This is a genomic window from Lysinibacillus sp. NPDC056232, from assembly GCF_042267565.1.
Lineage (GTDB): Bacteria > Bacillota > Bacilli > Bacillales_A > Planococcaceae > Lysinibacillus.
This window is the reverse complement of sequence record NZ_JBHJTF010000022.1, coordinates 56,848-79,260: the sequence shown is the minus strand read 5'-3', so window position 1 is coordinate 79,260 and position 22,413 is coordinate 56,848. Positions and strand designations below refer to the sequence as shown.

Genomic DNA, 22,413 nt, shown 5'->3' with positions numbered 1-22,413 from the left:
GCAAAAGCAAAGTATTTTAGTTTTTATCCTCAATTAAAGAATTAGCAAGCAACATAAATTCAAGCGTAATCCGATTATGCCCCTTCATGAAATTTTCCCCTAAGAGACTTTCAAGCTTTTTTAAACGATGGTAGAGCGTTTGGCGGACGATGAACAGTTGGTTGGCAGTTTGTTGTTTGGAGCCGTTCGTTTGTAAGTATACTTGCAAGGTTTCTAATAGCTTACTGTTATATTTTTTGTCGTATTCAATAACGGGCTGCAAATAATCTTGAATCACTTCCTGTAAATTTACTTGCATCTGTAATTTATAGATGAGGTGATACAGATGTAAATCATCATAAAAATAAGATGTTGTTTGTACTTTACTGCAAATATACAATGTTTCGAGTGCAGTTTGATAGCTCTTCGGTATTTCCTCTACGTCTGCAACGACTTTGCCAATGGCTATTTGATACCCTTGAACCATTTGTTTTTTATAAAAATCAGTTTTCTGAACGGAAGAAACTAATGTATTTAATAATTCGCGACTCGATTTACTATCTTTCGTATGGAGTAAAATAAAAATGACATAACTTTTTCTTTCACATAAAAATGGTATAAATCCATTTTGCTCAAAAAGATTTCGATAGTAGAGCTTACTGTAGACAATATCCTCTTGTACCTTAGAGACTGCATTAGGAGTTGCTAAAATAAAAACAGCCCCGCTAGAAAGCTTATAATTAGAATGATAGGTGACGATAAATTTATAAATTTCCTCTTTCGATAGTTTTTGATCGATCCAATCCGCTAAAATAGAGGCATCCTCAATGTCCCTTTTCTCTTCGATATAAAATTCTCTCATTAACAACTGTGCCAGGGCAGTAGCTGTACGGTCTAAAATAAGTAATTCGAACTCTGAGAATAGACCATCCTCTCTATAGAGCGTTAAATCTGCATAATGCTGGTCAAAAATAAAGATTGGTTCATTTTTAAATACGGGTGCTGATTTTTTCATCGTTACTAGTTGTTGGCGCTTATGATGCGGCATCTTTGGAAAAAAGATAGGCTCTCGACCTTTAATAGAAAAGATAATTTGTGTCTTCAATTCATGATACATATTTTGTAAAATTTCTTCTGCGGTTTGCCCTAATAGAGCATTTTTATTTAATGTTTGAGAGTAGGATTCTAAAGTAGAGATCATTAAATATTGTTGATTCATAATTTGACTATGTAAATCTTGTGTAATACGGACGAAAGGAACCGTGTCATGAAAAACGATAATAGGGAAGCTGTGACGGTTAGCAAGGGCTACAATTACTTCCGGGATGGTCTGTATGGAAGTCCCGTATTCAATGCACAATGCCGCGCAATTTTTTTGGATTAAGGATTTTACGAAAAAGATAAAGTTCTCTATGCTGTGCTGAAGGCTTATCCCTGTTGTTAAAACTAATTCATCACCAGCTAGAAAATTATCTACTTGTATAATTTCAATGACATGGGCCCACTTTACAATGCGTAATAATCCTTCTTCACCAGCTACGACCTCCGCACTTTGGAAGTATGTGTTTTCTAATACATCCTTCACTTGAAGCTTAAATTGACTCATTTTATCCCCCTTCCTTTTAACTTATTTCAGCGGGTGTACAAACATCCGCTGAAATAAGTTGCCTCCGGCGGATGTCAAGGAAATCGGAAAGGAGTTCTTTGTGCAAGCACAAAGCCGATTCCGGACGCAATTATGCCGAGGCATAATTGATCATAGACCTTTTTCTTAATTTCTTATTGATGTGTTGTTTTTGCTTAAATAAACTGAAATATCATATTTTAAGAATGTTTAGTCTATTTTACATTATGTTTAAAACAAATGTATAGAATTTTACAGTTTGTCTATTACTTCGTTTCTATGTAACATGTAAAATTTTTGTAAGCGGTATTCCAATCTAATAAAAGAGGTGGGCTGATATGGAGCAACAGACGCATTTACAAAGAGGGTTAAAGAAAAGGCATATGACGATGATCGCTATTGCAGGGGTTATCGGAGCTGGGCTATTTATGGGGAGTGGCTCAGTGATTAACTTAGCCGGCCCTGGCGCAATTTTATCTTATATATTTGCGGGTATTATCGTTATTCTTGTCATGCGAATGCTTGGAGAAATGGCAGCTGTCAATCCAACAAGTGGGTCTTTTGCGCATTATGCACATGAAGCAATTGGTCCGTGGGCTGGTTTTATGATTGGCTGGTTATATTGGTTTTTCTGGGTTGTCGCCATTGCTTTAGAGGCAACGGCAGCAGCTGCGATTATTCAATATTGGTATGATGGGATCCCTTTATGGCTACTAAGTCTTTTATTAACCGTAGCACTTACTTTAACAAATGTTGTTTCCGTAAAAGCTTTTGGTGAATTTGAATATTGGTTCTCTCTTATTAAAGTTACAAGTATTATAGCTTTTTTGGCACTTGGTGCATTTATTATTTTCGGTATCGCACCTAATTTTGATGCGGTAGGTACTGCCAATTTAATCGGTGAGGGTGGCTTTTTACCAAATGGTTTTGGTGCTGTCTTGATGGGCGTAGTCATTGTTATTTTCTCCTTTATGGGCACGGAGATTGTTGCTATTGCAGCAGGGGAATCTGACGAACCGTTAGCAGCGGTGACAAAAGCTACAAATTCAATTACTTGGCGTATTTTGATTTTCTACGTTGGATCAATAACGGTAGTTGTCACATTATTACCTTGGCATTCCTCAGATATTTTAACAAGTCCCTATGTAGCAGTATTAGATTATATTGGTATTCCTGCAGCTGCGCAAATCATGAATTTTGTTGTTTTAACAGCGGTTTTATCGTGCTTAAACTCCGCTCTTTACGCTACATCTCGAATGGTATTTTCTTTAGCGGAGAAGGGGGAGGCCCCAAAAGCATTTTTGAAATTAAATAAAAAGGGAGCACCTGTTAATGCCATATTAACAGCGACATTCTTCTCTTATATTGCCGTTATCATGAACTATGTTTCACCAGATAAAGTATTTATGTTTTTACTTAGTTCATGTAGTGCAATCACGTTGATTCTTTACTTAATCATTGCTTTTTCACAATTAAAAATGCGACGGAAAATTGAGAAAGAGAATCCCGAGCTATTAAAAGTGAAAATGTGGTTATTCCCATATTTAACGTATTTCACAATATTGGTTATCACAGCTTTGCTAGTCGCTATGTTCTTTATTGAATCGATGCGCTCACAAATTTTATTTACATGTGTAGTAGTGGCAGTAGTGATGATTTTCTATTTAGTTACACAAAAGAAAAAGTCACCTAACCCAGTAGATGAAGCAAGTTCTATTTTTCAAAAGGAAAAATTGGATTTTGAATAACAATAAACGAGGAGTGGGGAAATTATGACAGTTCAGCAAAAAATGAAAACGTTATCACATTTTATTAATGGTGTTGAAACAGCCGGTACTAGTGGTCGTTACTCGGAAGTTTATAATCCAACTACAGGTGAGGTCATTGCGCAAGTTCCGTTAGCGACTAGAGATGAGGTGAAGCAGGCTATCCAACTAGCGAAGGCAGCATTCCCTTCATGGAAAAAGACATCGATTGGTAAACGAGTCGAGGTTCTGCATCGTTTCCGTCAGTTATTAGTAGAAAGACAGGATGAGCTTATTGAAGCGATTTGTGAGGAAAGTGGGAAAACAAAGGAAGACGCTAAGGGCGAAATTGTTCGTGGCATTGAATCCGTAGATATGGCAATAAGTGCCCCGCAAATGCTGAAGGGGGAATACTCGGTTAATGTAGGCGGCAATATTAATGCCTTCTCTGCAAAAGCCCCACTTGGAGTTGTGGCAACCATTGCGCCATTTAATTTCCCTGTTATGGTTCCACTAGCGATTACAAGTATGGCGGTTGCGGTAGGAAATGCAGTTATTTTAAAGCCGTCTGAGCGTGTGCCGATCTCAGCATTATTTTTAAGTAAGTTATGGAAAGAGGCAGGACTGCCAGATGGAATTTGGACAGTCGTTAATGGTGATAAAGAAGCGGTTAATGAACTGCTTGAAAATAAAGAGATACAAGCAATTTCATTTGTTGGATCCACACCTGTTGCGGAGTATATTTACCAAACAGGGACGAAGCACAATAAACGTGTCGCTGCGTTTGGTGGCGGGAAGAACTTTATGATTGTCATGCCAGATGCAAATCTAGAGCAAACGGCTAATGCCTTTTTAGGTGCAGCATATGGAGCGGCTTCTCAGCGCTGTATGGCCATTTCAGGAGCGATCGTCGTTGGGAAAGATACGGAACAACGCTTTACAGAAATATTAAAAGAGAAAATCTTGAAATTAAAGGTTGGTCCATATACAGATGAGGAGGTAGACTTTGGTCCAGTTATTACGCAGCAATCAAAAGATACCATTCTTCGATATATCGATGGTGCTATTGCGGAAGGAGCAAATCTTGTAACGGACGGCCGAAATCCAAAAATATGTGAAACATCTAAAGGCTTCTATCTTGGTCCGACATTGTTAAATAATATAACTTCAGAAATGACTATTTTTAAAGAGGAGGTTTTTGGACCTGCGCGTATTGTTGTAGGCGTTGAAACCTTACAAGAAGCTATTGATTTAATTAATGACCATGAACTTGGGAATGGTGTCACGATGTTTACGAGCAGCGGTTCGGCGGCGCGTAAATTCCAGGAAGAAATTGAAGTAGGTATGGTAGGCGTTAATGTTCCGATTCCAATTCCGGTTGGCTATCACAACTTTGGTGGATGGAAGCGCTCTAAGTTTGGTGAAGGGCATATGTTTGGACCGGACCAAGCACGATTCTTCACGAAAGCAAAAACGATTTCTGAACGCTGGCCAGATGAAACAGAGGATACGACAAGTTCATTTGCGTTCCCAAGCAATAACGATGCGAATAAGTGAAAAAACATAAAGGGGTGTATAGATATGGTTCAAGTAAATCTTCAAAGTGGTATTTTAAAGAAAGATGAACAATATGTATGGCATTCAATGAAACCCTACAATCCACAAGCAACCTATGTAGTAGAAAAATCAAATGGTGCGAGGATTGTTGATACAGATGGCGTTGAATACATCGATGCAATGGCAGGATTGTGGTGTGTAAATGTAGGCTATGGACGCAAGGAATTAGCGGATGTTGCACATGAGCAAATGATGAAAAATGCATATGCGCCTTTATCGCAGGGACATTTACCAGCAGTTGAACTGGCTGAAAAAATCAATGAAATGCTCGGTGGAGATTATGTTATTTTCTTCTCTAATAGTGGGTCAGAGGCGAACGAAACTGCGTTTAAAATTGCGCGTCAGTATCATCAACAAAAAGGAGAAAGCTCTCGCTATAAAATTATTTCTCGCTACCGTGCATATCACGGAAGTTCTTTTGGAGCATTGGCTGCGACAGGGCAAGCGGAACGAAAATATAAATATGAACCATTATCTCCCGGCTTTATCCATGTAGCACCACCTGATCAATATCGTGAATATGAAAGTGATACACTTGCTCCAACAGATTTAGCAAGCGTAAAAGCTGTCGATAAGACGATGACGTGGGAGCTAAGCGAAACAGTAGCTGCAATGATTTTAGAGCCAATTATTACAGGTGGGGGCGTCATCATGCCTCCGGAAAATTACTTAAGGGGCATTGAGGAAGTGTGTAAAAAACATGGAGCTTTAATGATTGTAGACGAAGTAATTTGTGGCTTTGGTCGAACAGGTAAGCCATTTGGATTTATGAACTACGGTGTAAAACCAGATATTATTACAATGGCCAAAGGAATTACAAGTGCCTATTTACCATTATCAGCTACAGCGGTAAAACGAGAAATTTATGAGGCATTTACTGAGTCTGATGTATACGGTTATTTCCGTCATGTCAATACATTTGGCGGATCACCAGTCGCATGTGCGGTCGCATTAAAAAATATTGAAATTCTTCAGCGAGAAGCATTATTTGAAAGATCTAGTGAGGTTGGAGCGGCTACTTTGCAAACACTTCAGCAAGCATTGGCTAATCACCCGAATGTTGGGAATGTTCGAGGCAAAGGTTTATTAATTGGCATCGAGTTAGTGTCAGATAAAACATCGAAAGAGCCTTTACCAGTAGATAAAGTAAATGCTGTTATTGCGGCATGTAAGGAGCAGGGTGTTATTATAGGTAAAAATGGTGCCACTGTTGCAGGCTTCAATAACGTATTAACATTATCTCCACCACTTAATATTGTACAAGAGGATCTTGATACAATTATAAAAGTTGTGATTGATAGTATTCATAAAGTGAAGGCATAATATAAAATCTAAAAGTAAAGCTGTCTCTAAAGTCGTAGTAAAACTTTAGAGACAGCTTTTGATTGTCTTATAGCATAAGAAAGGCTAGGCGCAGTATGAGTATGAACAAAGCTCCTCCGGTTAGGAATAGTAATAATAAAATTCTCTTTTTTAAAGTATTGTTCATACACACTTTCACCTACTCTTTTGTTGTTTTAAACATGTAGCCACTATAAGAATTATAGATAATCAACACAATGCCCATTAACATGAAATTGGAGATGAGTGAACTTCCGCCATAGCTTAAAAATGGTAATGTCATACCTGTTACAGGTAAAAGTCCAATTGTCATACCGATATTTTGTGTAATTTGGAAGGCTAATAAACTAGCAATGCCTGCTCCCATCAGCGTCATAAATGGGTCCTGTGCTACTACTGTAATGAGAACAATACGGTAAATAACAAAAAACAGAAGAGTAATGACAAATGCCCCTCCAATGAACCCGAGCTCTTCAGCGATGTTGGCAAAAATGAAATCTGTATGCTTTTCCACGACATAGACATTATTGTTCATATAACCTTTTCCGGTAAACTGTCCTGAACCAATTGCTGAAAACCCTTGCCTTGTTTGAAAAGATGAGTCCGGATATTCATTAGGCTGCAACCATCCATTAATTCGAGAAATCTGATGCCCTGACATTTTATTTAATATTTTGTCTGTAAAAAATTCATTAAATTTTACATATAGAATAGCCACAACGCTGAGAATTGATACTGGAATGGCTGTAAAGATTATTAGCAATTTTTTTTGTATACCTGAAAAGAAAATCATCGGTACAATCATCGACATATAAAGCATGACCATGCCCGTATCAGGTTGCTTGTAAACAGCAAGCATAGGGGGAAGAGTGATAATAGCAATGATTAAGAGTAGCCGCATATCCGTTAAAAAGGTAGGGCGCACATATTTCTCTCGATGTGCAACAATGACCTTACTGACAACAATTAAAAGTGCGAACTTTAAAAACTCCGACGGCTGAAATGATCCTAACACTGGAATTTGGTACCAACGCTTCGCCTCATTAACAGTCCGAGCTATACTTTCGGGTGCAATAAATAAAGCAAATGTTAACAAGACCATCGCCCAATAAAATGGCCATCCTATTTTTTTTAGTTGCTCGATATCAAGCGTTGCTACTCCATACATAACTAAAAATCCGATTAGGTAATAAAAAAACTGCTTTATAATAAACGAGCTTGTATACTGCTCAAACACCGTACTACTGGAATGGACAAAAAGACAACTAATAATACCGAGCAATGACAAGCTAATGACTAAAGTTTTATCTAATTTATTAAACTGTAACATTCAAACACCTCCTTTAACATAAACCGAACTATTAATAGACAACGATAGGAAATGCAGAAGGTTGCAAGTTAAATGATTATTACAAAAAATACAAATTATAAACTAATTTTACTAATTATTTAATTTTACATATGATTCAATATGAGTATTTTTATGGGTTGCTAGAATAACGTTTCGTTTCTTTTGACCTCATCAAATGGGATTGCTTGTTGCTACGAGTGTGTTGTAAGCAAAACCGGCTGTTCACGAACGCCTGAAACAAAATGTGCTGTTAAATATAATAATTTTCTGCAGAGATAAATCGCTATAATTTCATAACTCTTCGTACAATCTTTACAAAAACAAAACACTAGCTTTATATCTTCATACTATCATTATTGGTAAGAGTTGGAGAAGGAGCCGAAGATGATGCGTTTTTTTCGATACATAATGGTGAAGGACAAGTTACTTGTACTGATGATTGTTTGTGTACTATCGAATGTGTTGCTAGGTATTTTTAGTGTTGATTATTTACGGAAAATGTCATGGCAAGCAAGTGAAAGCTATACAGAAGGACTTGTGCCAATCGGATGGTTAAATGAACTAGAGGAATCACAACGACAATTAGATTATTTAGTGAGTTCAGCTGGGACTTATCAAGAAATGTCTGTCATTTTAAAAAATGCTGAGCAGCCTTTAAATCATTTAGAAAATCTAAAAATCGATAAAAAGATAGATCATCAGATGAAGAAATTGAAGACCTTGCTAGCACAGCAGGTAGACTTGTTGGATCGCTATAAGCAGTTAGGTCACAATGAACAACAACCATTTTATGCTCAGTCGTATTTACCTGTAAGCCAGCAAAGTCATTCATTATTAGAAGAAACTCAAAGCTATTTAGTTCAGAGGGCTACGGAACAGCAACAGGCATATCAGAAAGATGTGCAATTTGGTTATTGGCTATTAGGAGGAGTATGTTTATTTGTTGTTTTGTTAGTCATCTGTATAGGTTTTATCGCAACAAAAGCTGTGAATATACCAACGCGTCAATTGAAGTCATTATTAAAGCGTGCAGAGCAGGGGGATTTCACAGCGAACGCCAGTTATGTGGCACAGGATGAACTTGGCGAAGTAGTATTGTCTTACAATCAAATGGTAACAGAGGTGAAAAGACTACTTCATACAGTATCCAATAGCGCGCATGAGGTTGAAGAAATGACTGGAAAACTGCAGGAATCCTCCGAGCAATCGTCTAACACGACGCGTAAAATTGCAAAGGATGTGCAGTCCATTTCAAGTTCGACTGCTGCTTCTACTGAGAAATTAGCTTCCAATACGGCATCTCTAGAGGAAGTCCTAAATGGTGTGCAAGTGATTTTAGAAAAAGTACAGGTTGTGGAAAATTTTGCTCATAAAACTGCACGTGATGCAGAAAGTGGTACGGAAATTGTTCAGGCAAATTTAACACAAATACAGGCCATTAAACGTGCAGTTGAAAAATCGAATACCGCCATTTTTAAACTTGTAGAGAGAGCAGCTACAATCGATCAAATGGTTGAGGTGATTGAAAAAATCACAGCACAAACAAACCTCCTAGCCTTAAATGCATCTATAGAGGCTGCTAGAGCTGGGGAGCATGGTAAGGGATTTGCGGTTGTGGCCAATGAAGTACGCAAGCTTGCGGAGCAGACAGTTCATTCAACCCAAACGATTACGTCCATAGTGCAAAACATTCATTTAGATTCTAGCTATGCTGTGAAAATGATGGAGGGAGTGCTAGTCGCAACTGAAAAGGGTGTTCAGGTTACCGGAGATACGGCAACAAGCTTTGATCAAATTTTAGAAAAAGTACATACAATGAAGCCATATATAATGGAAGTATCTGCAACCGTTCAAGAAATTTCCAACCATACGAAAAGGGTTAGTGAAGATGCGGCGATGTTAACGTCATTTTCGGATAGGAATGCAGCATCAACTAAACATGTAGCTACTTTAACAGCTGATCAGTTAACCGCGCAGCAGCAATTCCATGATTATATTAAAGAGCTACATAAGGTATCAAAAGTTTTACAAATAGCCGTAAAGCGTTTCTCAATTTAATTTAAACAAAAGAACCTTCGTAGACAAAGAAGGTTCTTTTTTGACTAGTAGGTGTAGGGTTGTTTCTTCGAACAAAATGAATACTGCTCCTATAAAGAAAAATGAACAAATGTACTTTTGGGGTGAACATATGTATTTTGTTTGTTTAGCTAGCACAATATTATGTAGGGCTCATATACTGAGAATAAAGGGTTTTACGTTCTAACTTTTAAAATTCTAAATATTATGGTTGTGTTTTTAATATGAACAAATTATAATGATAATCATCAGAAGTGTTGTTAAATCAATGTTTATTTATATAATATTGTACTCTGGAAAAGTACAATTGTTCACAGGTGGAGGTTTGGAGAAATGAAAAAGATAATGGTTACAGGAGCACTAGGTCAAATAGGTTCTGAGCTTGTAGAAAAACTTCGTAGTATTTATGGAGAGGACAATATACTAGCGACAGATATTCGGAAGCTTGAGCATTCTAAGGGTCCGTTTGAAGTATTGGACGTGACGGATGGACAAAGAATGCATGATTTAGCGAAGGATTTTGGTGCAGATACGATGATGCATTTAGCGGCGTTATTATCAGCAACAGCGGAAAAAAATCCGTTACTAGCGTGGAATTTAAATATGGGTGGTTTAATGAATGCGTTAGAGGTTTCACGTGAGTTAAACTTGCAATTTTTTACGCCGAGTTCAATAGGAGCGTTCGGTCCGTCGACACCGAAGGATAATACACCACAGGATACATTACAGCGTCCAACAACAATGTATGGGGTAAATAAAGTTGCTGGTGAGCTATTATGTGATTATTATTTCGATCGTTTTGGCGTAGATACTCGTGGTGTACGCTTCCCAGGGTTAATTTCATACGTAACTCCTCCAGGAGGTGGTACGACAGACTATGCAGTAGAGATCTTCTACGAAGCGATTAAGCAAGGGAAGTATACATCTTATATTCAAGAAGGTACGTACATGGACATGATGTACATGCCAGATGCATTGCAAGCTATTGTAGATGTAATGGAAGCCGATAGTAGCAAACTAATTCATCGCAATGCCTTTAATATTACTGCAATGAGCTTCGAACCATCTGAAATTGCGGCGGAAATTAAAAAGCATTTGCCACATTTCCGTATGGATTATCATGTAGATCCAGTACGTCAAGCGATAGCAGATAGCTGGCCAAATTCTATAAATGTAGAAGCGGCACAAAAAGAATGGGGCTTTAAAGCGCAGTATGATTTAGCAAAAATGACAGTTGATATGCTAGAAAAATTAAAAATCAAGCTACAAACAAAAGCTTGTTCATAAATAAACAATCCTAAAAATCGGACGAAGAATTTAGTTTTCTTCGTCTTTTTTTATTTTGACGGGCAATCAAGATTGGGATGACATTTGTTAAACATACCTATTGGAGTGGAGGCTGGGCAACTTCTTGGGGATTAGCGTCACAGATGAAACCCTGGAGCGCAAGTGAAGCGGTTCATCGGACGCTCCACGGAAAGCGCCCAGTTGGAATGGAAATCAACCCTACTGTAGCTTTGGAATAAAGTCTGATCAAAATGATGTTGCTAAGCCTTGTTTAGTAGCAAACAAAGGGGATTCATTTTGAAAAAAGATTGATTAAAATAGATTCTCTTCTTATGAATTAGTATACAATTTTTATAAAAAAGTTTGATCAAAAGTTTTAATAAATCCTTATATAACAGTGTTTATAATCAAATACTAAAACGATTCATTTCTTAGTTATCGATGATTTTAAATAAAGAAAAAATAAGAATAGCACTAAGTAGTTGATTTTCAGTTTATATTTTAAAGGTATAGTTCATTGTAATATTAACTATACGGAGGTAATTTTTATGTTTAAAATATTAGTTGTTGAAGATGATACAAATACCAGAAAACTAATGTGCGCTGTATTAAAGCAAAATGGTTTTGAAACATACGGGGCAGAGGACGGTAACATAGCGCTTAATTTAATGGATAACCAGCACTTTGATTTAGTGGTGGTTGATTTAATGATGCCAAATATGGACGGTTATGAATTAACTCGCCTACTTAGACTTTCATGGGAACATCTACCTATATTAATGGTTACAGCTAAGCAGGAGCCAAAAGACAAAAGGAAAGGATTCCTTGTAGGGACAGATGATTATATGACAAAGCCAGTAGACGAACAGGAGATGGTACTTCGTATTAAGGCGCTTCTTCGCAGATCAAAGATTGCAAGTGAACACAAACTATCAGTTGGTAAAGTTATTCTCGATTATGATGCTCATACCGTCTCCCGTGAAGATAAGGTTATAACGTTGCCACAAAAAGAGTTTTACCTTTTATTTAAGTTACTTTCATATCCGAACATGATTTTTACCCGTTTACAGCTTATGGATGAGATCTGGGGAGTAGAATCTGAAACCGATGACAGCACACTCAATGTCCATATTAATCGCTTACGAGACAAATTTCGTGATTGGCCAGAGTTTGAAATTCTTACGGTACGTGGTCTCGGCTACAAGGCAGTGAAAAAAGTATGAAAGAATTTTTTAAGAAGCGTCTGAGTCTTGCTATTACATTGGTTATGTTTGTGTTCGGAGTTTTGACGACAACATTTCTTGTGGCCGGTGGAATTACCATACTACTACAGTACACGGACATAATATCTTCTTATAGCCAAACTGCACAGGATAACAGTCATCCCCTTAAATTTCAAATACTTCCATTACTTTATTTTTTAGGCTTTTGCATTTTACTCGGAACGGCATTTACGGCATTTCTTAGTAAAAAGGCGCTAAACCCGATCCGCAAAGTAATAGATGCCATTCATAGGGTGGCTAGTGGTGACTTTAACGTTAAGGTAGATATAAAAGGCATTGGAGAACTGGAAGAACTGTCTCAAAGCTTTAATAAAATGACACAAGAACTTTCGAGCATTGAAACATTGAGAAGTGATTTTGTTAACAATTTTTCTCATGAATTTAAAACACCTATTGTATCTTTACGTGGCTTTGCAAAGCTTCTCAAAGAAAATAATCTTAGTGAGGAAGATAGACAGGAGTATCTTGACATTATCATTAAGGAATCAGAACGTTTAGCTGACCTTTCTACCAGTGTTCTTACTCTAGCCAAGTATGAGAATCGTGAAATTATTACTGATAAATCCACATTCCGGCTGGATGAACAGATAAGAAAGACAATAGTTTTAATGGAACCCAAATGGTCTGCAAAAGAGCTTATCGTAAATGTAGAGTTAGATAATGTGATTTATAGTGGAAACGAAGACTTGACACAGCAAATTTGGCTTAACCTTTTAGAGAATGCTATTAAATTTTCTTATCAAGGTGGACTAATAAATATTAGTCTTACAAAAGCAAATAACAATATTCTGTTTGTTATTCAGGATAATGGCCCCGGCATGGATGATCAGACAAAAGCTCATATTTTCGATAAATTTTATCAAGGTGATACATCTCATTCCAAAGCAGGAAGTGGATTAGGGCTTTCAATTGTAAAACGTATAGTGGAACTTAGTGATGGAAACGTTCATGTACAAAGTGAAGTAGATCATGGCAGCACATTTTCCGTTAACCTAAAATAACGCAAAGACCAAATTCTCCATTAATAATGAGAATTTGGTCTTTAACTATACTAATTGCTTTATTTCACATTTTATTCAACTTGAACAACACAAACCTTTTTTCATTTATGTTATTATTCACTTCTTAAAGCTGTCACAGGATCTTTTTTGGCTGCCATCTTAGAAGGCAAAAGTCCGCCAATCAATGTTAAAACAATACTTAATGCGATTAGAATAACGGCATGTAATGGATTTAAATGGGCTACATTATCAAAATCTGTCAGATGATAAATAATCTTATTTATTGGAATTGTTAATAAATACGTAATACCAACACCAATGATGCCAGAAGCAGCACCAATAATAAATGTTTCGGCATTGAATAATCTGGAGATATCTTTTGTTCTCGCTCCAAGCGCACGCAAGATACCAATTTCCTTAGTTCTTTCTAGAACAGAAACATAGACAATAATTCCAATCATAATCATCGAAACAACTAGTGAAATTGAAGCAAATGCGATCAATACGTAACTAATCATATCCACGATTTGACCTATCATACTTGTCATCATGCTAGCCATATCAGAGTATTCAATTTTCTCTTCCTCGGAGACTTTATCATTCCATTTATCCAAATAAGATTTTATTGAGTCTTTCGCATCCAAATTCATCGGATAAATGGAAATAGATGTTGGGGTAGAAGATGCTCCAAGCATACTTAACATATTATCTTTAGTAATTTGATTTGATCCTGTTTCCTTACTTAACAATTCACCTGTTAAGACATTATAATCTAAGGATTCCTGTACTTTAACGATTTCAGACTCTTGAGCCTCTGCAATAAAGTTTTGTGCTAATTGGTCTGAATACACAATACCACTAGGTAATTTAGAAACAGTTGCATCTTCTTTTAATCGAATGACACCAGAAATTTTTAAGGTTTTGCCCTTTTCATTTTTATAAAGATTTGACAAGTCTGCTGGATTCCCATTTACCGCAAAGGTCTCTTCTGATTTTATATAATATAGGTCATTGGGAAGTAACTTATATTCAGTAGCAATTACGTCTTTTAATGAAATTTCTTTCTTATCGAATCCTAGTTCTTTTAAGGCAGTTTCTTCAATGCGATTATATTCATCAACCACTAACAATAAGTCTGTTTCCTTTGAAGGGAACGCACCTTCTAACAAGTCAAAATTCTTTTCTAGATATGCGGTTGAATTAGAATCATGATCTGACACTGGATAGGTTGTAAAACTTACATTATTCATATTTAACTTCGTTGCGACATTGTCTTCTGTTTTTAGAATAGGGAGTGAAACAGATCTTGCTGTGGAAATTCCACTTATATACTCTTCATCAATTTTATTCACATAATTAATATATTCAGAAGATAATACATTCTCGTGTATTTTCTGCCCCGATGTTTCTACCTTTGAATTATATGCAATTATGGATTCCTTGTTTGAATATGCTTTAATTTCCTCGCTGTCTACTACCACTGGTTGTGTTGGAATCGAGTTCACTTTACCATTACTTATGGTAATGGGATAACCCGACAACATTTGTGATTCATATTCCGAAATTTTTTCGCTGAAACCATTGGAAAGTGCAAGTACCAGCGCCACCCCAATGATTCCTACACTTGATGCAAATGCAGTTAATCCTGTACGCCATTTCTTTGTAATCACATTTCTACCGGAGCTTTTTAAAGCAGTCAAAAAACTCATGCTTGTCTTTTTTAATTGGTAGTCACTCGAATCTTCTACCTCTCGATAAGGATGCGAGTCATTCTTTATTTGACCATCTGAGAATTGAATAATACGATCTGAATACTCTTCTGCTAGTTCAGGATTATGCGTAACCATAATAACCAATTTTTCTTTTGCTATTTCCTTAATCAACTCCATAATTTGAACGCTTGTCTCAGTATCTAATGCTCCTGTTGGCTCATCAGCTAAGATAATTTCGGGATTATTAGCGAGCGCTCTTGCAATTGCTACACGTTGCATTTGACCACCAGATAATTGATTGGTTTTTTTGTAAAGATGATCTTCCAGACCCACCTTAACTAATACCTCTTTAGCTCTATTGCGTCGTTCTGCCGAGTTAACACCGCTTAAAGTCATCCCCATTTCAACATTATCAATGACTGGTAAATGAGAAATAAGGTTATAGTTTTGAAAAATAAAACCAACAGTATTATTTCGATAAGCATCCCAATCTTCTGCTTTAAAAGAAGTACTTGAGCGCCCATTAATTTTTAAGTCACCAGAAGTGTATCGGTCTAAACCTCCAATTATATTTAAACAAGTCGTTTTTCCTGAACCACTAGGACCTAAAATAGAAACAAATTCACTTTTGCGAAATGCAATATTTACCCCATCCAATGCAACTTGTTCAAAGTTTTCTGTTTTATAAACTTTACGTATATTAACTAACTCTAACAAACTTCATTCCTCCTTCTTCACTTACTGTATAGGAGAAATATAAACTGAAAATAAACTGTTGTAATTAATAAAAATTATAAGCAACTAAACTACTCCTTCGTTAAAGAAAAAATCCTGCAATCACAGGAATTTAATCTATCTTTATTTTAAATAATCAAACTATGGTTTAAATGATCAATCTTTTTTATAAAACTACACCTACGTGATGCTGTTGAACTTTTTTAGAAAAACTTAACAATAAAAAGAAAATTATTGGAATATATAGCTTAATTTATAATTTTCTACTATAATCATATTCAAAATATTAATAGTATTCAATTAAATTAGCTGTTAATATTTCACAAAGGTAAAAAAGGGAGTTCACAAGAAGAAGGGATGGATGGTTTTTATGATGCAGACGCCGTTAGTATTAACAGACTTTTTTAAACGAGCAGAAAGCTATTTTGCTAGAAAGACTATTGTTTCACGGACGAGCCCACAAAAGATTCACCGTTTAACATATGGGGAATGGGCGAAAAGGACGCGTCGCTTAGCGGATGCGCTCACAAAGCTGGGGATGACAAGAGGAATGAAGATTGGCTCCTTTGCCTGGAATCAGCATCGCCATTTAGAGGCTTATTTTGCGGTACCATGTTCCGGCGCTATTTTGCACATGGTGAATATTCGTTTATCAGAAGAGCATTTAATTTACATTATTAATCATGCAGAAGATGAGATGTTAATGATTGATGTGGACTTGCTACCAATCATCGAAAACATTGCGCCTGAGCTCAAGACAGTGAAGCATTATATTATTATGACGGACGAGGATACTTTGCCAGAAACGACATTACCGAATGCAGTATCCTATGAGGATTTATTAGCAACAGCAGATGAAAACTATCAGTTCCCAGAGGATATAGGGGAAGAGGAGCCTGCTGGAATGTGCTATACAAGTGCTACAACAGGAAATCCAAAAGGGGTTGTTTATTCACATCGAGGTCTAGTGCTACATAGTATGATGCTAAGTATGTCTGATTCAATGGGCATTTCCGAGCGTGATGTCGTGATGCCAATTGTACCGATGTTTCATGCAAATGCATGGGGCTTACCATTTGCATGTGTCAATGTGGGTGCTACACAAGTATTGCCTGGTCCACAATTCACATCGGCAATTATTTTGGATTTAGTAGAGCAGGAGAAGATTACATTAACAGCTGGGGTGCCGACAATTTGGATTGGTGCGTTACAGGAACAAGAGAAGCGTGAGCGAGATATTAGTTCGCTACGAGCTATTTGTTGTGGTGGCTCTGCTTCACCCACTCGACTTATTCGTACATTTGAAGAGCAGTATGGCATTCCGTATATTGTCGTGTATGGTATGACTGAAACAACACCGATTGTAGCGTTATCAAACTATATGTCTTGGATGGATGAATGGCCTATTGAAAAGCGTATTGAATCGCGAGCAATGCAAGGAATGACGATGGCCGGTATTGAATCGAGTATTGTTAATGACAATGGCGAAGTTCCATGGGATGGAGAGACGATGGGTGAGTTACGTTTACGAGGTCCATGGATTTCCCACGAGTACTATCGTGATGAACGTACAAATGATGCGTATCGAGATGGTTGGTTATATACAGGGGATATTGCGGTACGAACAGAGGATGGCTTTATCAAAATAACAGATCGTACAAAGGATTTAATTAAATCAGGTGGGGAGTGGATCTCCTCAGTTGATTTAGAAAATACATTAATGACTCATGATGCTGTTTTGGAAGCAGCAGTTATTGCAATTCCGCATGTCAAATGGCAAGAACGCCCGCTAGCTTGCGTAGTGTTGAAGGAAGGAATGTCAGCAAGTGAAGAGGAGCTTCTTGCATTTTTAGAAAGCCAATTTGCAAAATGGTGGGTACCAGATGATGTGGTATTTTTAGATGAAATTCCAAAAACATCAGTAGGAAAGTTTCTAAAAGCTAAGCTTCGAGACAATGTGGCGGAAATTTATCCGAAATTAGGTTCATTCGTATAGTTAAAAGAGCGATTTCCATAAAGGGAAATCGCTCTTTCATTTTATTTATTTAACATTTGAAATACTTGTTCTACGTCTTTGTCTCCACGGCCAGAGATATTGATAATAATGCTCTCTTCCGAAGATAGTGTTGGCGCAAGCTTTAGTGCATGAGCAACTGCGTGCGAGCTTTCAAGTGCAGGAATAATTCCTTCAACCTTTGACAGCACTTGGAATGCTTCAAGCACCTCTTCATTCGTCACCGTTACATATTCTCCACGACCAATTGTTTTTAAATAACTATGCTCTGGACCAGCTCCAGGATAGTCTAGTCCAGCGGCAATCGAATAGGTTGGTAATGGATTGCCCTCTGCATCTTGCAGTACTAAACATTTGAAGCCGTGTAATTCACCAGGTGTTCCTTCATTTAATGTTGCAGCCTTATCAGGTTCAATACCGATGAGGCGGACGTTTTCATCTGCAATAAATTCTGCAAAGGCACCAATCGCATTACTACCACCGCCAACACAAGCAAGTACGGCTGCTGGTAGCTTTCCTTCTTTTTCTAAAATTTGTTCACGACTTTCACGGCTAATGACTGATTGGAAATGCTTCACCATTGAAGGGAAGGGGTGAGGTCCAACAGCGGAACCAAGTAAATAGAAGGTTGTCTCATAGTTTTCTACTAAATCAGCAAATGCTGCATCCACTGCATCCTTTAGTCGCCCTTGACCTTTATCAACGGCTACTACCTTTGCACCAAGAAGCTCCATACGGAAGACGTTTAATGCTTGACGCTTTGTATCCTCTAACCCCATATAAATTGTGCAATCCATCCCGAACATTGCACAAGCAGTTGCTGTTGCTACACCATGCTGACCTGCACCTGTTTCGGCGATAACACGATTAGCACCCATGCGCTTGGCCAATAAAATCTGTCCAAGAACGTTATTAATTTTATGTGAACCTGTATGGTTAAGATCTTCACGTTTTAAATAAATTTTTGCGCCACCTAATTGTTTTGTTAAATTTTCAGCAAAATAAAGTGGAGATTTGCGCCCAACATATTCACGGAAATAATAGTCTAGCTCTTTATTAAAGTCTTCATCGTCTTTATATTTTTGGAAGTTTTCATCTAAAATAGTTAAAACGCTTTGAAGCTTATCGGGAACAAAGCTACCGCCAAATTCACCGAAATATCCTTTTTTCTCTGCTACTGTACTCATCTTCTCTCGACTCCTCTTTCTAATTTTTCCATAAAAAAAAGCCACTACAATCCTTCTGTAAAAAGGACGAGTAACCGTGGTGCCACCTTCATTCGCAAAAATTGCGCGCTTTCGTACTCCGGTAACGGGGAGTAAATTCGTCCTCACATTTGATGAGGCTGCTCTAAAGTCCATTCACAAGTATGTACTTCTGATTTGCACCAACCATCAGCTCTCTTTAAGTACTATCGCTTGCTACTATTCTTTTTCCTCGCATTTATTGAAAAGAATTGTAAATTATTTTCAGAATATTGTCAAGGCGTGCTGTGCAAAATCAAATCAATTATTCCCAGGCACAATTGTACGACTCCGCTGAAAGAAATTAACGGGCAAGCTGTTTTAAGAAGGATATAATGCATTAATTGCTAACTGATAATAAAGTTCTTTAATTCTTTATAAATAAAAGCAAAAATCATTATTGATTCTACCGTTACGTTAGAAACTATAATGAATGTATTAAAAGAAAAGGAGAAATATGAATGTATTCGATTGGTCAATTTTCAAAGAAATCAGGTGTCTCGATCCGTACTCTTCGCTATTATGATGAAATGAATTTGTTAAAGCCATCTTACATTTCGGAAACTGGACGTAGATTTTATGAAAATGAAGATATAATTACACTGCAAAAAATAACGGGATTAAAAACGTTAGGATTTTCATTAAAAGATATCCAAGAGCTAATGAGGCAATCGCAATGGGACATAACAGAGTCTTTAAAGTACCAAAAGGGGGAAATGCTCCGTAAATTGGTGGAAATTAAAAAGAATATTGAACTACTTGAATACACAATTTCGTTGGCTCAATCAAATCAGGTAATCGAACCAGAGATATTTATTGCATTAATTCAAAATAATTTACATATGGAATCTCAGCAGCGATGGTTAAAGGGTTATTTACCAATTGAAATTGTAGATGAGAGTTATGATGTATCAAATGGTCACAACGTTCGTTATGATGCACACTTAATAAACATTATAAATCAATTAAAAATAGCTTATAAGAACCAATTTACGGATATCGAAGTACATACTATTCTCGAAGAACTTTTTTCTCAATTACCACAATTATTTAATTGGTTACTAACAGAACCAAAACTTATGGAGATACAGTTGGATAGCATGTTATTTTCGTCACCATTTAGTAAACAAGAAGAAAAATGGCTAATTGAAAAAATAGAGACCATGCTAAAGGAGCATAAAACAAAATGAACATACTATTATGGGGATTCATTGGGTTTACTCTTTTATATGAGCCAATTATAGGTTATTGGTTATATCAAAGATTTAAAATACGTGTTCCGACTAATCCCGCAAGCAGGATACACTATTATAAGATTGTTATGTTAGGTTTGTGGTTACCAACATTTATTATTTTAATAGTAGTGGCAAATTCTGAACTTACTTTAGAAGAACTACGCGTAATAATGCCGAGTATTAACACAAAAGCATTAGGACCAATTGCTACATATATTGTCATAGGGGTAGCTCTATTATGTAGTATATTGCTTTTATATTACGCGATTGGATATTTTATAAGTGATAATGTTAAAAATAAGATGATATTAATGAAACAAAAACAAATGAAGCAAATAGCGTTTACTGAGTTACTACCTGTTACAAAGAAAGACAAAGTCATTTGGAATCAAGTAGCATGGACAGCAGGGGTCACAGAAGAAATTATTTATCGTGGATTCCTTATATTTGCATTTAACATACTATTTCCAGAATGGTCAATTTGGTTCGTTCTATTGTGTACTTCAATAATTTTTGGTCTTGCGCATACATATCAGAGTTTATCTGGTGTCATTCGGACAACCATTTTTGGCTTTGTGTTCGGGATGCTTGCAGTCGCATTGAACTCCATTATACCTCTAATACTTCTTCATGCTTTGATTGATTATGTTGGAAAATTAGGAGATGAGAATGAAAAGGATTAAAATAACATATTATTTTCTTTCTGACTATTCATTGCAACGCTCTTTTTGCTAGGTAATAAAACTTTATTTACATGAAAAATATTCGAATTTAAACATAAGCTATGTTATTGATTTTTCCTCTTCAATTGAACACAACAAAAAAGAGGAACGGTGAACCAACCGTCCCTCTTTTTATTAAATACGGCTCGATAAGATCCGTCAGTTAAATTAAATTTTTGAAGTTTAAGCGTTTATTCAATGCATACATAATCGGTGCACCGACCGCTAAGACAACAAATTCACCTGCAGCAACAGTTAACCATGTCCAGAAGAATGGTAATTCTAATGCTAAGTTCAATTCAAAAGCAATGATGAACATTGTGCAAGTAAATAAAAATGTATTGATGACTAAACGTGCCCAAATATTTTTGACAAATTTACAAATAAGAATGAACAATCCAAGAGTAATCATTGAATGGCCTACACCGAAAACTAAATCGTAGATGCCGAGTGGTGAAAAGAGGTTAGAGATAAATACACCAATAATGATCCCGACGGCAAAGCGCGGATTAAATGCAACTAAATGATTAAACATTTCAGATATTCGGAACTGCACCTCTGTAAAGCCAAATGGTGCAACTAGTAATGTAATAGCAATGTAGAGCGCTGCGATAATGCCACTCGTTGCTAAAAATTTTATTTTCATATTCATTTCTCCTTAGTTTTTTTACGTGGGATGGTTACGAACCACGTGAAGCAAATGCAATCATATCAATGTTCATGCTTATTTGTAAATAGCGTTGAGTAAAAAAAGCGCAGAAATTCATAGTACTAACGGTAATATTTAGCTCTTGTTCGTTGCTCATTAATTAGATAGGTGTGTGTTTGACCAGGATTCGAATTTTGAATCCATAAGAAGGGGGCTTGTACCCTTGCTTCTTTACATATGGAATGAAATTGGACTATAGATGAGAAACAACCACTTAAGGAGAGTCCAGCCATATCAAAAAAGAACTGTTCTAAGCAGTTCTTTTAACAAGTGTAGTTATCAGTAGTTTTTTAAAACGCTAAATGCTTGAGCAAATTTTTGGGCAAAGGTTAATGGAGGCTCTATTGATTGAAAATGGACGTACAAAATAGTTGGGTCCGTATATATCCAATGATTATGAATAGCACTTATAATTAAATTATTTTCTGCAAGTACTTTAACAAATGGCTGTAATTCTTCTTGGAGTACTACAACTTCACCTAAGTTAAGTGCATTTCCATATATATCAAGCGATTCGAATGTTATCCCAGCATGAAGTGCACTACGACTTGGGCGACCTTGAATTTTCACATGAAGATTTCGATGAAGTTTTACTGAGCATACGCCATGTTCCACAGAAGCTTTTCCATTGGCAATCTGTGCAAATTTCGTACACATATTTTGAAAGCTTTGCATTTTAGACACCTCTACTTTTTATATTAATAATGAGGATGTCTTGGCGTGAAAGTAGTACATATA

General features: G+C 36.6%; 17 protein-coding genes, 1 riboswitch and 1 other annotated feature. Of the genes, 11 read left to right on the top strand and 6 right to left on the bottom strand.

Annotated elements, in window-relative coordinates; translation table 11 throughout:
• Positions 1-16: 16 nt before the first annotated feature.
• A complete protein-coding gene (locus ACFCYJ_RS16510) occupies positions 17-1,585 on the bottom strand; it encodes a PucR family transcriptional regulator (RefSeq protein ID WP_376075077.1) in 1,569 nt (522 codons plus the stop codon).
• A 356-nt stretch (positions 1,586-1,941) separates the two neighbouring features.
• Between ACFCYJ_RS16510 and ACFCYJ_RS16505 the strand changes: the two genes are divergently transcribed.
• From ACFCYJ_RS16505 to ACFCYJ_RS16495, 3 genes are read left to right on the top strand one after another with little or no spacing between them, the layout of a single operon-like run.
• Positions 1,942-3,351: an amino acid permease gene (locus tag ACFCYJ_RS16505; RefSeq protein WP_376075076.1), complete on the top strand. Its 1,410-nt coding sequence runs from the start codon at positions 1,942-1,944 to the stop codon at positions 3,349-3,351.
• A gap of 24 nt (positions 3,352-3,375) precedes the next feature.
• The gene (locus tag ACFCYJ_RS16500; RefSeq protein WP_376075074.1) at positions 3,376-4,905 is read left to right on the top strand and encodes a CoA-acylating methylmalonate-semialdehyde dehydrogenase; all 1,530 of its coding nucleotides are present in this window, start codon (positions 3,376-3,378) and stop codon (positions 4,903-4,905) included.
• A gap of 24 nt (positions 4,906-4,929) precedes the next feature.
• Positions 4,930-6,288 carry an aspartate aminotransferase family protein gene (locus ACFCYJ_RS16495; RefSeq protein WP_376075073.1) on the top strand — a complete coding sequence of 453 codons (1,359 nt, stop codon included), beginning with the start codon at positions 4,930-4,932 and terminating at the stop codon, positions 6,286-6,288.
• A 178-nt stretch (positions 6,289-6,466) separates the two neighbouring features.
• Here ACFCYJ_RS16495 and ACFCYJ_RS16490 read toward each other — a convergent pair whose 3' ends face one another.
• A complete protein-coding gene (locus ACFCYJ_RS16490; RefSeq protein WP_376075071.1) occupies positions 6,467-7,636 on the bottom strand; it encodes an FtsW/RodA/SpoVE family cell cycle protein in 1,170 nt (389 codons plus the stop codon).
• Between the two features lie 405 nt (positions 7,637-8,041).
• On the opposite strand from ACFCYJ_RS16490, the gene ACFCYJ_RS16485 reads away from it, so the two are divergent.
• The 5 genes from ACFCYJ_RS16485 to ACFCYJ_RS16465 all read left to right on the top strand — a co-directional run bounded on the left by ACFCYJ_RS16485 (position 8,042) and on the right by ACFCYJ_RS16465 (position 13,304).
• The gene (locus ACFCYJ_RS16485; protein WP_376075070.1) at positions 8,042-9,715 is read left to right on the top strand and encodes a methyl-accepting chemotaxis protein; all 1,674 of its coding nucleotides are present in this window, start codon (positions 8,042-8,044) and stop codon (positions 9,713-9,715) included.
• A 351-nt stretch (positions 9,716-10,066) separates the two neighbouring features.
• Complete coding sequence (locus tag ACFCYJ_RS16480) at positions 10,067-11,020, top strand: L-threonine 3-dehydrogenase (protein ID WP_323648846.1); 954 nt, start codon at positions 10,067-10,069, stop codon at positions 11,018-11,020.
• A gap of 77 nt (positions 11,021-11,097) precedes the next feature.
• Positions 11,098-11,259, top strand: coding sequence for a hypothetical protein (locus tag ACFCYJ_RS16475; protein ID WP_376075068.1), 162 nt, complete (start codon positions 11,098-11,100; stop codon positions 11,257-11,259).
• A 309-nt stretch (positions 11,260-11,568) separates the two neighbouring features.
• Entirely contained in the window at positions 11,569-12,243 is a 675-nt protein-coding gene (locus ACFCYJ_RS16470; RefSeq protein ID WP_376075066.1) for a response regulator transcription factor, read from the top strand.
• Positions 12,240-13,304, top strand: a complete 1,065-nt coding sequence (locus ACFCYJ_RS16465) for a sensor histidine kinase (RefSeq protein ID WP_376075065.1) — start codon at positions 12,240-12,242, stop codon at positions 13,302-13,304. Before ACFCYJ_RS16470 ends, ACFCYJ_RS16465 begins: the two co-directional genes overlap by 4 nt.
• A gap of 113 nt (positions 13,305-13,417) precedes the next feature.
• Here ACFCYJ_RS16465 and ACFCYJ_RS16460 read toward each other — a convergent pair whose 3' ends face one another.
• Positions 13,418-15,733, bottom strand: coding sequence for an ABC transporter ATP-binding protein/permease (locus tag ACFCYJ_RS16460; RefSeq protein WP_376075064.1), 2,316 nt, complete (start codon positions 15,731-15,733; stop codon positions 13,418-13,420).
• Positions 15,734-16,121: 388 nt separating this feature from the next.
• Between ACFCYJ_RS16460 and ACFCYJ_RS16455 the strand changes: the two genes are divergently transcribed.
• Positions 16,122-17,747, top strand: coding sequence for a long-chain fatty acid--CoA ligase (locus tag ACFCYJ_RS16455; protein WP_376075062.1), 1,626 nt, complete (start codon positions 16,122-16,124; stop codon positions 17,745-17,747).
• 41 nt (positions 17,748-17,788) lie between these two features.
• On the opposite strand, the gene trpB is transcribed toward ACFCYJ_RS16455, so the two are convergent.
• Positions 17,789-18,952 (bottom strand): tryptophan synthase subunit beta, encoded by a 1,164-nt coding sequence (gene trpB / locus ACFCYJ_RS16450; protein ID WP_376075060.1) that lies wholly within the window; start codon positions 18,950-18,952, stop codon positions 17,789-17,791.
• 59 nt (positions 18,953-19,011) lie between these two features.
• Positions 19,012-19,212: a binding site (T-box leader), on the bottom strand.
• A 258-nt stretch (positions 19,213-19,470) separates the two neighbouring features.
• On the opposite strand from trpB, the gene ACFCYJ_RS16445 reads away from it, so the two are divergent.
• Together ACFCYJ_RS16445 and ACFCYJ_RS16440 are read left to right on the top strand one after the other, a co-directional pair.
• Positions 19,471-20,199 (top strand): MerR family transcriptional regulator, encoded by a 729-nt coding sequence (locus ACFCYJ_RS16445; protein WP_376075059.1) that lies wholly within the window; start codon positions 19,471-19,473, stop codon positions 20,197-20,199.
• Complete coding sequence (locus ACFCYJ_RS16440; RefSeq protein WP_376075057.1) at positions 20,196-20,927, top strand: CPBP family intramembrane glutamic endopeptidase; 732 nt, start codon at positions 20,196-20,198, stop codon at positions 20,925-20,927. Before ACFCYJ_RS16445 ends, ACFCYJ_RS16440 begins: the two co-directional genes overlap by 4 nt.
• Before the next feature lie 202 nt (positions 20,928-21,129).
• Here the strand turns inward: ACFCYJ_RS16440 and ACFCYJ_RS16435 are convergent, their stop codons facing one another.
• Complete coding sequence (locus ACFCYJ_RS16435) at positions 21,130-21,612, bottom strand: QueT transporter family protein (RefSeq protein WP_376075056.1); 483 nt, start codon at positions 21,610-21,612, stop codon at positions 21,130-21,132.
• Positions 21,613-21,618: 6 nt separating this feature from the next.
• A riboswitch (PreQ1 riboswitch) is annotated at positions 21,619-21,663 on the bottom strand.
• Positions 21,664-21,954: 291 nt separating this feature from the next.
• Positions 21,955-22,350, bottom strand: a complete 396-nt coding sequence (locus tag ACFCYJ_RS16430) for a DUF1259 domain-containing protein (RefSeq protein WP_376075055.1) — start codon at positions 22,348-22,350, stop codon at positions 21,955-21,957.
• Positions 22,351-22,413 lie beyond the last annotated feature (63 nt).